This is a genomic window from Flavobacterium kochi (genome assembly GCF_048286715.1).
GTDB lineage: Bacteria > Bacteroidota > Bacteroidia > Flavobacteriales > Flavobacteriaceae > Flavobacterium.
Genome location: NZ_JBLVPW010000012.1, coordinates 1 through 12,763, shown reverse-complemented (window position 1 = coordinate 12,763; position 12,763 = coordinate 1). Strand labels below are relative to the sequence as shown.

General features: G+C 38.1%; 6 protein-coding genes and 1 rRNA gene. 2 read left to right on the top strand and 5 right to left on the bottom strand.

The genetic code is table 11. From position 1 onward, the window contains the following. Positions 1-23: 23 nt before the first annotated feature. Positions 24-1,871, top strand: a complete 1,848-nt coding sequence (locus ACNQGH_RS12000) for a hydrolase/aminopeptidase (RefSeq protein ID WP_417956250.1) — start codon at positions 24-26, stop codon at positions 1,869-1,871. A gap of 82 nt (positions 1,872-1,953) precedes the next feature. Here the strand turns inward: ACNQGH_RS12000 and ACNQGH_RS11995 are convergent, their stop codons facing one another. Continuing rightward, positions 1,954-3,195, bottom strand: a complete 1,242-nt coding sequence (locus tag ACNQGH_RS11995) for a glycosyltransferase (RefSeq protein ID WP_417956249.1) — start codon at positions 3,193-3,195, stop codon at positions 1,954-1,956. 111 nt (positions 3,196-3,306) lie between these two features. Here ACNQGH_RS11995 and ACNQGH_RS11990 point away from each other — a divergent pair, with 111 nt between their 5' ends. After that, complete coding sequence (locus tag ACNQGH_RS11990; protein ID WP_417956248.1) at positions 3,307-3,888, top strand: MiaE family protein; 582 nt, start codon at positions 3,307-3,309, stop codon at positions 3,886-3,888. A gap of 85 nt (positions 3,889-3,973) precedes the next feature. On the opposite strand, the gene ACNQGH_RS11985 is transcribed toward ACNQGH_RS11990, so the two are convergent. The 4 genes from ACNQGH_RS11985 to rrf form a co-directional block, all read right to left on the bottom strand. Continuing rightward, on the bottom strand, positions 3,974-5,842 hold the full coding sequence (locus tag ACNQGH_RS11985; RefSeq protein WP_417956247.1) for an OmpA family protein: 1,869 nt from the start codon (positions 5,840-5,842) through the stop codon (positions 3,974-3,976). Between the two features lie 18 nt (positions 5,843-5,860). Beyond that, the gene (locus tag ACNQGH_RS11980; protein WP_417956246.1) at positions 5,861-6,778 is read right to left on the bottom strand and encodes a PorP/SprF family type IX secretion system membrane protein; all 918 of its coding nucleotides are present in this window, start codon (positions 6,776-6,778) and stop codon (positions 5,861-5,863) included. Between the two features lie 65 nt (positions 6,779-6,843). Then, the gene (locus ACNQGH_RS11975) at positions 6,844-12,363 is read right to left on the bottom strand and encodes a T9SS type B sorting domain-containing protein (RefSeq protein ID WP_417956245.1); all 5,520 of its coding nucleotides are present in this window, start codon (positions 12,361-12,363) and stop codon (positions 6,844-6,846) included. Positions 12,364-12,691: 328 nt separating this feature from the next. Then, positions 12,692-12,763: ribosomal RNA gene (gene rrf / locus ACNQGH_RS21890) — 5S ribosomal RNA — on the bottom strand; the annotation flags it as partial.

Genomic DNA, 12,763 nt, shown 5'->3' with positions numbered 1-12,763 from the left:
GTAACAAAAAAAAGCTTCGTGAAATGAAAAAAAAACATCTTCTTGCATTCTTCTTTGCTGTTTTAGCCTGTCAGAAAAAAGACGCTACCCAAAAAATCACAACAGTTAAAGACGCCCATTCTTTCTCAAAACCAGCTCTTGCTGTTGTAAAACATTTAGATCTTGACATTACAGTTGATTTTGAAACACAATCCATTTCCGGAAAGGCATCTTGGCAAATTGACAACATCAGTAAAGGCAACGAAATTATCTTCGATGAAAACACACTAAACATTACCAAAGTCACGCTTGGCGATGATGAAAAAGAAACGAAGCTTAAACTCGGAAAAGCAGTTGAATTCCATGGAAGACCACTTCACATTACAATAGACCCCAATACAACCAAAGTCAACATTTACTACAACACCACCAAGGACGCTGTTGCATTACAATGGCTCACCCCACAACAAACCGCGGACAAGAAGAAACCATTTCTTTTTTCACAAGGGGAAAGCATTTGGTCAAGAACCTGGATTCCATGTCAGGATTCGCCTGGCATACGCTTTACTTACAGCGCCAGAGTCACTGTCCCTAAAGATGTAATGGCAGTAATGAGCGCTGTCAATCCGCAACAAAAAAATACCACCGGAGTCTACACTTTCAAACAAGACAAAGCAATCCCTTCTTATTTAATGGCAATTGCCGTCGGCGACATTGAATTCAAATCCATAGACAATCGAACCGGCGTTTATGCTGAACCCTCGCTGATAAAAAAAGCCGCCTGGGAATTTGCCGACTTAGGAAAGATGGTCAGTGCCGCCGAAAAACTATTTGGCCCCTATCGTTGGGGGCGCTACGACGTATTAGTTTTGCCGCCCAGCTTTCCTTATGGGGGAATGGAAAACCCAAACTTAACCTTTCTGACTCCTGGAGTTATTGCCGGTGATCGTTCGTTAACCGGTCTATTGGCACACGAGTTGGGTCATAGCTGGAGCGGCAACTTAGTCACCAACGCCACATGGGACGATATCTGGCTGAATGAAGGTTTCACGACTTACGTGGAACATCGTATTGGGGAAGCAATTTTCGGCATAAAAGAAGCCAAAATGCAGGACGTTCTAAGCCGCAAAGTATTACAGGACAACGTAGCCGAACTGGGCAACACAAATCCGGATACACGTCTTAAAATAAGTACCACCGGAAGAAATGCAGACGATGGATTAACTGATATTCCATATGAAAAGGGCTACGATTTCTTAAAGGTAATTGAACACGCAGTAGGACGTAAAAAATTCGATACCTTCCTTACCAATTATTTTGACACCTACGCTTTTCAATCCATAACAACAGAAGATTTTGTAGGTTATCTGAATGAAAATCTTATAAAAAAAGACAGCGTGCTTGCTGATAAAATAAAAGTGAATCAGTGGATTTACAAACCCGGAATTCCTTCCAATAGCACTCCTGCCGTATCTGAAGATTTTAATACAATAGACCGTATTCAGAAAAACTGGCGCAAAACCGGGATTAAAGGACTGAACCAAAAAATAAAATCAACCAATGAGAAACAACATTTCATAGATTATCTTCCCCAGGATATTACTTTAAAAGAAATGGCTGCAATCGATGCGGAATTCCATTTTACGACTGGTGGCAACTTTATCATCAAACGACAATGGTTTGTTTCCGCAATTCGTCATCACTACAGCCCTGCTTATCCGGCAATAGAACAGTTTATGATTGCTACCAGCCGAACCGCTTCATTACTGATGCTTTACAAAGAAATGGTAAAGACACCCGAAGGAAAAACATGGGCCAAACAGATTTTTGACAAAGCAAAATCGGGGTATCATTTAACAACCGTCCAAAGTGTACAAGGGCTGTTAAAATAAACAGAAAAATCAGCATACCGTAAATTCCAAATTAATAACTTGGTCTTTACGCTACAAATCCCGTCTAGCGCTGACGGGATTTTTATTTGTTCTTTGCTTCTATCCAACGCGACATATACTTTGTACTGTTCAATGTATGATGTTGCAACACGGCACCCATAAAGTTAGTCAAACGATGTTTTTGTAAATCGGATTGCAACCTATCCACTTTTTTTGCAAAATCATCCTCGAATAATTTTTTCAAATACCGTTTACTGATAATTTCTATTCCACTTTGTTGCGCTTTTACCCAAATAACTTTGTCCTCATACAATTGAACTGCCCTGTCTGCAAAAACATTTGGTTCATCAGCAACAAAACCATTCCAGGGTAAATGGTCCTGCATTGATTCCGCACCAATAGTTGTTGTAACACTCGGTGTTCCACATTGCATCGCCTCCAATAATTTTCCTTTTATACCCGCACCGAAACGCAAAGGCGCTAAGACAACCCGCGCATTACAAACGACATCCTGAGCATCATTGGCACGTCCCTTAATTAAAAAGCCTTCGCTAATATTATGCAGCTGCATTACTTTTTGCGAAGGATAAGCGCCATAAATAGATAGAGCAGCTTCTGGCAGCTGCTTTTTAATTAAAGGCCAAATCGTTTCTTTAAGATACTGAACAGCATTCCAGTTTGGTTCATGTAGAAAATTTCCAATAAAGATAAAGTTTTTCCGCTGTTCAAATGAAGGCAATTCCTGAATAGCACTGCTCTCAATTGATTCCAGTAAAAAAGGCAAATAATGCAATAAAGCCTTATCAATTTTAAATACAGATGTTAACAACTCCATTTCAAATTCAGAAATCATTAAAGACAAATCACATCTCAAAATACTTGCAATTTCTCGTTTGGCAACATCTTCAAGAAACAAATCAGTTACAGTAAACGGACGTTTTTCCTTAAATGCTTTTTGTCTGGCCAACCGCAAACAGTGCAAATCCTCCGTATCTAACAATCGCAATGCATCCGGACAATTTTCAGCAACTCGCCAACCAAATTGTTCTTCCATCATAAACCGATCAAACAAAACTAAAGTCGGATTCAGTTCTTTTATAAAAACATTAAAACTGGAATTATTTAACTCAATTGATCTTTTATCAACTTCATATTGCTCTAAATCGACCATAAAATCACTGTCTTGTGCCGGACTCGCAAACGTAATGCTAAAACCTTGCGCTTTAAAAAGTGAAATCAATTGCATCATCCTTCCTCCTGCTGCTGAAGAATCGGGCTCTGGCCAAACAAAACCAATAATTAAAAGTTTCTGAACTTGATTCATATTTACATAAAGTTATACCTGCAAAATAATGCTATTTTGATGGCAATCCCATCATTTCGAAGAAAAATCAGTAAGAAAACACTAATTTTGCCCTAAATAAATTCCAATAAAATGTTAGGATTAAAATTAGCCACAGACCCGCGTTGGGTAAACATAGTTGAATCAAATATTGAAGAAATTTTGACAGATCATGCTTGGTGTGAACAAAAAGCAGCTTCAAACGCAATAAGTATCGTTACTTACAATTCAGAATTAGAAGAACTGGTAACCGAAATGTTGATTATCGCTAAAGAAGAATTAGACCATTTGCAATTGGTTCATAATTTAATAAAAAGCAAAGGCTTAACTTTAGGCCGAGAAAGAAAAGACCATTATGTAAATGAACTTTTTAAATTCATGAAAAAAGATGGCAGCCGAAAAGACGCGCTATGTGATCGGTTGTTATTTTCCGCAATGATTGAAGCCAGAAGCTGCGAACGCTTTAAAGTATTATCAGAAAACATAAAAGATCCTGAACTGGCCACTTTTTACCGAGACCTTATGATTTCGGAAGCGGGACATTACACTACTTTCCTAGGATTTGCACGAAAATATGCTGACAATATTGATGTAGATAAACGTTGGGCTGCCTGGATTGAGTTCGAAACTTCCATCATTATCAATTACGGTAAAAATGAAACTATTCATGGATAGCGAACCATAAAAGCTCAACTAACCTTCACTATAAGCAACAAGAGGATATTGAACTTCCTCTTGTTGTTATAATTCAGATTGGATCTTATTTAATGATCAGAAACTCTGAACGTCTGTTCAATGCAAGCTCATGATCTGTACATAAATCTCCACAGGCAATTTTTGGCTCTGATTCCCCAAAGCCTTTTCCCGATATCTTATCAGCACTAATTCCCTTTGAAACGACATACTCAATACTAGCTCTGGCCCTCCTGTCGGAAAGACTTAAATTATATTCATCAGTACCTCTTGAATCCGTATGAGACTTAACATAAATAACCAGCTTATCATTTTGCGACATCATATAAACTAATTTATCGAGTTCTGCAGCCCCTTGTTTTGTAATATAGCTTTTATTATATTCAAAATAAATTGGCTTCAGTATAATTTCTTTTTCAGTTACTATAACCTCAATCGGATCTATAGCAGCGTCTATACGCACAACACTTTTTTCAATTTTAGCAACCGAAAATGTTTTAGTAACAAATCCGTCTTTGTGAACTTCTAGCAGATATGGTTTTTGACAATCAACTTCATAGGATACTTCCCCTTTTTCATTAGTCATTTTAGTATCTAAAATACTATTATTTACATCTAAAACAAGTACTCTGGAATCAGCCAAAACAGTATTCTTTTTTGCATTTTTTACTATTGCCTGAATCTGCCCTTTACAAACAGGAACAGCACTATATATATGGTCGATACCAGATCGGTTGCTCGATAAATACCCGATTTGTTTTTCTTTGTTAAATGTAAAAGCAAAATCATCTTTTTCTGAGTTAACAGGCTTTCCCAGGTTATTAGGTGTGCCAATTTTATTTAAATCTACAGAAAAAACATCCAAGCCTCCAAATCCCGTTGCGCCATTCGAAGAAAAATACAAAACAGCATCATCCGTTATAAAAGGAAAATTATCGTCGCCAGCGGTATTTATTTTGTTCCCCAAGTTCTCCGGTATCCCAAAGCTTCCGTCTGAATTTACTGCCACTTTCCATAAATCAGTCCCTCCAATTGAACCAGGCATATTCGAGGCAAAATAAAGATATTTCCCTGCTTTATCAAGGGATGGATTTCCAGTGGAATAACTTTTACTGTTGAATGGAAGCGGTGTAATTGCAGTCCATTTCCCTTTTTCTTTAACCGCTTTGTACAAACTTACCTGACCGTATTTTAATTTTTTGATTTTATCTTTTTCAAATAATTTTTCATTAAAACTTTCACTGGAAAAGTAAATCGTATTTCCATCTTTAGTCATCGTCAAAGGACCTTCATGGAAAACTGTATTTAATTCTGAGATTGGGACCGGCTGTGAATAACTTCTATCTGCCTCGTTATAGTCCGACTGATAAAGATCCAAAAACGGCTCGTTGTTCCAGCCATAAATTTTACCGTTTTCATTTCTTGCACTTGCAAAATAGAGTACATTATTATAAAGTGCTGCTCCAAAATCAGATTTTTCAGAATTAATATTTATTTTTTTTAGTTCAAATAGTTTTGCTTTATTCATCAATTTGGAAAGATAATCAGGATTTTTATTGAAATCCTTAGCTCTTTCGTCATTAGGTACCATAGCCGAAAATATTTTCATTTGTTCATCCGATGCTGCATATTTCCCGTTAGACTTAAGTACCTGAGCATACCGATAATATGTTTCTGCATCTTGCTTAGTTTTCACGGCTTCCGCATACCACTTTTCAGCTTCAACAGTATTATACCTGTTGTAATAACTATCAGCCAGTTGTTTATAAACATAAGCATCTCCCATGCCTTTTTCAACTAAAGCCAGATACTCTTCAACAGCTTGAACATATTCGTAACTGTCAAATAATTTATCTGCCTTCCCAGTCGCTTTATTTTGTGCTGCCAGCGAAATGCTAACAAGAATCAATAACAGTGATATAGTATATTTTTTCATTAATTATAAAATTAAATATTAGAAAAATCTTGGCGAACGAGAAACTTTTTTCGAAAGGGACAAATCATATAATAATACGAATTCATGTGAAGATGGAGCCGTCGTTTTCAAATCTGAAATAACGTGATCATACGCATAACCTATTCTCAATTCAGGTGTAATTGCAAAATTTATCATTGCTCCAAAACTGTCTTCCAATCGGTATGTCGCACCCAATTCAAACTTCTCCAGATACAAAAAATTTGCAGAAACATCCAAGGAAGGAGACACATTAAATGCTGATTTCAACATAAAGGAGGGTTTAAATTTTAATTCATAATTGATGTCAAATACATACCCAGCCGTTAAAAAATAGTGTGATACATCCGAACCATATTCTCTTCCATTATAATCTAAATGCGCAGATTTTAGCATATTGGGTACTGATAAGGAGACATAATATTTGTCTGTATAATAAAAAGCTCCTACTCCCATATTTAAGGAAGAATCATTTATGTCTTCTCCAAAAATCCCTTCTGAAGGATCCGGCAAACTTGATTGTATATCCCTAAGTCCTACCTGGTGGAATGACACACCTGCTTTTAAGCCTAAAGCCAATCTATGCGTCTCATTTAATTTTAATGTATAGGAAAAATCTCCATATACATTTTGTTCTGTAACTGGCCCTATTTTATCTGAAATAAACGACAAACCCAAGCCTACATTATTTCCTGTAGGGGCATGACCGGAAAAAGTAAAAGAGGTTGGTGCATCTTCTATATTGACCCATTGTTTTCTGTACAAAAGACCAAACGAAATAGCTTCTTTTGAACCTGCATAGGCTGGATTAATAACATTCATATTATACATATATTGGGTATAATGTGGATTTTGCTGCGCTTTTACTTCGATGAAGATAATAAGAACTAAAAGAGACGTCAAAAATAATTTATTCATATCTATGTGTTTTTCGATTTAGCAGTCTGTTAAAAGTTTCACAGACTAATAAATATAATTAATTATTATTTTTCTCTGATGAGATAGATCCAACCCGTTTTTGTTTCGCCGTTGTTAAATTCTATCACATAATAATAGGTTGCGCTTGGCAACTCATCTCCTTTATCAGTCTGACCCTTCCATTGATCTGTATAATTAGACTGGCTGTATACCTTAATCCCATATCTGTTAAAAATCTCTAGCTTTTTGACATCCAACAGTCTTAAATCGAAAAAATCATTTGAACCATTGCCATCAGGAGAAATCCCTTTTTGTATGTTACAATAAATAGATTCTAATGTGGCCGTATTTGTTGTTTCACAGCTCGTAGCAATCGATTTTATAGTCAATGAATATTTTAGCGGAAACACTTCTTGCGCTGCTGTAGAAGCAATAACATCTGAAACATTTAAAACATTAGAATTAGTCCCAACAGGAGCACCCGTACTGTCTTTCCATTGATAATCAACATTATTGGGATCATAAGAACTAGCTATCGAACTAGCTGTTAAAACATAATCTTTAGCGTCACAATCTCCTGAAATTTCGAATTGGATCTGCGGAGGAATAGCATTTACTGTTATTTCAGAACCAATCGTTATGCAGGCAATACTGTTGGTAAATCGCACACTCATTCTATACTTACCGGGAGCCAAATTTAAAAATTCAGGACTATCCTGATAACCACTTCCTAAACTGTATTGCACATTTGCTTGGGCAGTAATTTGAATTCTACCCATAGGATCCAGACAAGTTGGCTGTGTAATTTGTGCCAAAGTCGGGATTACTGGTAATGGAGGAAGAGGATTAATTGTTACACTTGCAGCACTTTGTACTGAACAAGTAGCATCAGTCGTGTTTCTAACATACAAGGTGTAATTATTTGGAGCTAATCCAGAAAATGTATTTGACGTTTGATATGTTGTCCCATTCAAACTATACTCCACCCCTGATTGAGTAATCACTACAATGGTTCCGGATGGCATGGCACAGGTTGGCTGAACCATGCTCTCCATGGCAGGAACAATTGGAGGAGTTGGTATTGGATTAATTGTTATCGCTGATGCCGATGCATTCAGGCACGTAGTATCTGTTGTATTTCTAACATACAGGGTATAATTATTTGGAGCCAATCCGGTGAAAATATTTGATGCCTGGTAACTTGTACCATTTAAACTATATTCTGCTCCTACTTGCGCCGTTATTGTAATACTTCCTGATGCCACTGCACAAGTTGGCTGAACCACGCTTACTGTTGTTGGAACCAGGACTATTTTTATTGCATTAATTGTTGTTGCAGATGATGATGAAGTTACACAAGTATTATCTGCCATATTTCTAACATACAACGTATAGTTAGCCGGAGCCAATCCTGTGAAGGTATTGGAAGCCTGAAAGCCTGTACCATTCAAACTGTATTCAACGCCTGACTGTGTCGTTATCGAAATGCTTCCCGATGGCGTGCCACAGGTAGGCTGAACAACGCTGGCAGCTGTTGGAACAACTGCGGGAGTTGGTAATGGATTAATTGTTGTTGGTGACCCCGATGCCGTTACACAAGTATTATCTGCCACATTTCTAACATACAAGGTATAATTATTTGGAGCCAATCCTACGAAGGTATTAGAAGCCTGAAAGGTTGTACCGTTTAAACTGTACTCAACACCGGACTGTGTCGCTATTGCAATGCTTCCTGATGGTAAAGCACAGGTAGGTTGAACTACGCTTATGGTTGTTGGAACAACTGGAGGGTTTGGAATTGCATTTATTATTGTTGCTGACCCCGATGAAGTTACACAGGTGTTGTCTGCCAAATTTCTAACATACAAAGTATAATTATTAGGAGCCAATCCTGTGAAGGTACTAGAGGCCTGATAGGTTAAACCATTCAAACTATACTCAATACCCGACTGCGTCGTTATTGCAATGCTACCTGATGGCGCTGCACAGGTAGGTTGAACTACACTGGCAGTTGTCGGAACAATCGGAGGCGTTGGTAACGCATTAATTGTTGTTGCTGACCCAGATGAAGTGATACAAGTATTATCTGCTGTTTTTCTAACATACAAGGTATAATTAGCCGGAGCCAATCCTGTGAAGGTATTAGAAGCCTGAAAGGTTGTACCATTCAAACTGTATTCAACGCCTGACTGTGTCGTTATCGAAATGCTTCCCGATGGCGTGCCACAGGTAGGCTGAACAACGCTGGCAGTTGTTGGAACAACTGCGGGAGTTGGTAATGGATTAATTGTTGTTGGTGACCCCGATAAAGTCACACAGGTATTGTCTGCTATATTCCTAATATACAAGGTGTAATTATTTGGAGCCAATCCTGTGAAGGTATTAGAAGCCTGAAAGGTTGTACCGTTTAAACTGTACTCAACACCGGACTGTGTCGCTATTGCAATGCTTCCTGATGGTAAAGCACAGGTAGGTTGAACTACGCTTATGGTTGTTGGAACAACTGGAGGGTTTGGAATTGCATTTATTATTGTTGCTGACCCCGATGAAGTTACACAGGTGTTGTCTGCCAAATTTCTAACATACAAAGTATAATTATTAGGAGCCAATCCTGTGAAGGTACTAGAGGCCTGATAGGTTAAACCATTCAAACTATACTCAATACCCGACTGCGTCGTTATTGCAATGCTACCTGATGGCGCTGCACAGGTAGGTTGAACTACACTGGCAGTTGTCGGAACAATCGGAGGCGTTGGTAACGCATTAATTGTTGTTGCTGACCCAGATGAAGTGATACAAGTATTATCTGCTGTTTTTCTAACATACAAGGTATAATTAGCCGGAGCCAATCCTGTGAAGGTATTAGAAGCCTGAAAGGTTGTACCATTCAAACTGTATTCAACGCCTGACTGTGTCGTTATCGAAATGCTTCCCGATGGCGTGCCACAGGTAGGCTGAACAACGCTGGCAGTTGTTGGAACAACTGCGGGAGTTGGTAATGGATTAATTGTTGTTGGTGACCCCGATAAAGTCACACAGGTATTGTCTGCTATATTCCTAATATACAAGGTGTAATTATTTGGAGCCAATCCTGTGAAGGTATTAGAAGCCTGAAAGGTTGTACCATTCAAACTGTATTCTACGCCTGTTTGCACTGTTATTACAATACTCCCTGATGGCACGCCACACGTTGGTTGAGCTACACTAGCAGTTGTCGGAACAATTGGAGGAGTTGGCAATGCGTTTATTGTTGTTGGTGACGCCGATGCAGTTACACAGGCGTTATCTGTCAAATTTCTGACATACAAAGTATAATTATTAGGAGCCAATCCTGTAAAGGTATTAGAAGCCTGATACGTTGTACCATCCAAACTATACTCAATACCCGACTGCGCCGTTATTGCAATGCTTCCTGATGGCGTTGCACAGGTAGGTTGAACCACACTGGCAGTTGTTGGAACAATTGGGGCATTAGGGATCGCATTGATTGTTGTTGCTGACGCAGATGAAGTGATACAAGTATTATCTGCTGTTTTTCTAACATACAACGTATAATTAGCCGGAGCCAATCCTGTGAAGATATTAGAAACCTGAAAGGTTGTACCATTCAAACTATATTCAACGCCTGACTGTGTCGTTATTGAAATGCTTCCCGATGGTGTGCCACAGGTGGGCTGAATAACACTAGCAGTTGTTGGAACAGCCGGAGCGTTCGGAATCGTATTAATTGTTATGGTTGAGGCCGATGAAGTTAAACAGGTAGCATCTCCAATATTTCTAACATACAAGGTGTAATCACCCGGAGCCAATCCTGTGAAGGCATTAGAAGCCTGAAAGGTTGTACCGTTCAAACTGTATTCAACACCTGTTTGTGTCGCTATTGCAATCATTCCTGATGGTGTCCCGCAGGTCGGCTGGGCAACACTCAGTGCTGTGGGAGTGATCGGAGGTGTTGGAATTGGATTAACCAAAACCGGTGTTGCTGATAAAATTACACAAGTATTCTCTAACTTCTTTCTAATATACAAGGTATAGCTGCCCGGAGCTAATCCCGAAAACACATTAGAATCCTGATAAACCAATCCATCTATACCATATTCTACACCGGGTTGCGTAGCTACGACGATAGTACCCGATTGTAAAGTACAGGTAGGCTGAGTCACGCTAGCCGTTGGAACAGAAACAAAATTCATTGTAATATTCGTCTCAGAATAACAAGGTGTCAATGCAGCTGAGGAAACTACTACCGGATTTGGATCTTTTAAATTATAATCTACTGAAGCAGCCCCATAGTCCAAACTACTGGTTCTTTCCGGACTTAAAAAAGAATTACTAACCGTATGGCTGCCATCTTCCTTATCGTTCATAGTGAATGCGAAAAACTTAATATCCCCTGTTGTATAACCGATGAGCGATTTTAAAACTTCAACTTCAAAGCCCAGATTATAATCATTAATCCCAGTATTATTTTTATTAACACCCATTACAGATGAAGGAGATCCTGTCGCAGCACTTCCAATAAAGGTTTTAATGGAAGTACCTGTTTTCAATTCAATAACATTTGCATAATAATTACTTTCTGCAACATCAGTAGAAATTATTAAACAATAATCGGCTTGAAAATAGGAATCGAATGTACTGGGATTATTATTAAAAAGATTAAAAGATCTAACCAAAGGATCTGAATTTGCTTCATCACCATAATTTGAAACAGTAAAACCTCCTGCTTTTGTATCCAGAAATAGCAATAGACTTCTATTATTCGATACTTTACCTGCTATACCGAAGACTAATTTATCCTCAGACGCACTAATTTTTAATGAGTTAACATAACCCGTAGAAGCAGTAGCAGATAATGGCGCTGCAAGCAGATTATCTTCCAAAGGTCCAGTTCCCCATGTTTTTTCAGTAATAGCTCCATCCATGCTTACGGCATATCTTGTTCGCACCCTTACTACTTGGCCATCGGTCAAAGTACTAGTTGTAAATGTCTTGCTTGCAGACATAGGCTGCATTACAACACCATCAACAGAAAATTCAAATAAATCAGCACCACCCGATGCCGTAAAAGTAACTGACGTTCCTAAGCACAAGGGACTGGTGGTACTATTTGCCGGAGCAGCTGACAAAGTAACCGCTGGCGGAGCAAAATAAACGGACGCTACAACCGGCACGCGTGTACTGAAATCACTTCCAGATCGGCTACGTACGTAAAACGTTTGGGTTGTAGTAATACTTGGGCTATAAGCAGTCCCGATAGACACCGGACTGACTGACGCTTGAGAAGTGAACCACTCAATAGTTTCAGAACCATTATTCCCGAAGGCATAGACATTAACTTGCACCGGATTAATACCATCTCCACAAGAACTTCCTGCAGTTGTTGAAGGAGGAGATAAAAGAGCAACACTTTTTGAAACCTTTGATGTTTTTTTATATTTTTTTATTGTGTCTGCAGGAATAACTGTTCTTACTAATTCAAACTTTACATTATGGGTATTTACAACATTCACCAAATTATTTCCAATTAATTTATTCCCCAATAACAAATGAAATACTAAAAATAAAAGTAATTTATTTTTCATAAAATGAATTTTGTTGTTAATAAATGATTATTAATAGTTAAATAAATTAATGAATAATAATTTAATCAATAAAAGTAGAAATTTATTTCGAGGAAGAGAATTAAAATTTAATAAAATATTAACAAAACCACTGGTATTTAACTAAATAGTTAGAGACAAATATAATTATAAGACAAATCACAACATATAATTAATCCCATCCACCTTTTTTATTTAAAAGGATATAAAAGACTATCCAACGCAGCGCTATATGACGAAATTCTGTATCAGAATAAAAAAATTCACGCAAAAAAAAACCCCATCAAGTAAATGATGAGGATTCTTTAAAGAAAGGCGACGACATACTCTCCCACATAACTGCAGTACCATCTGCGCAGGCGGGCTTAACTACTCTGTTCGG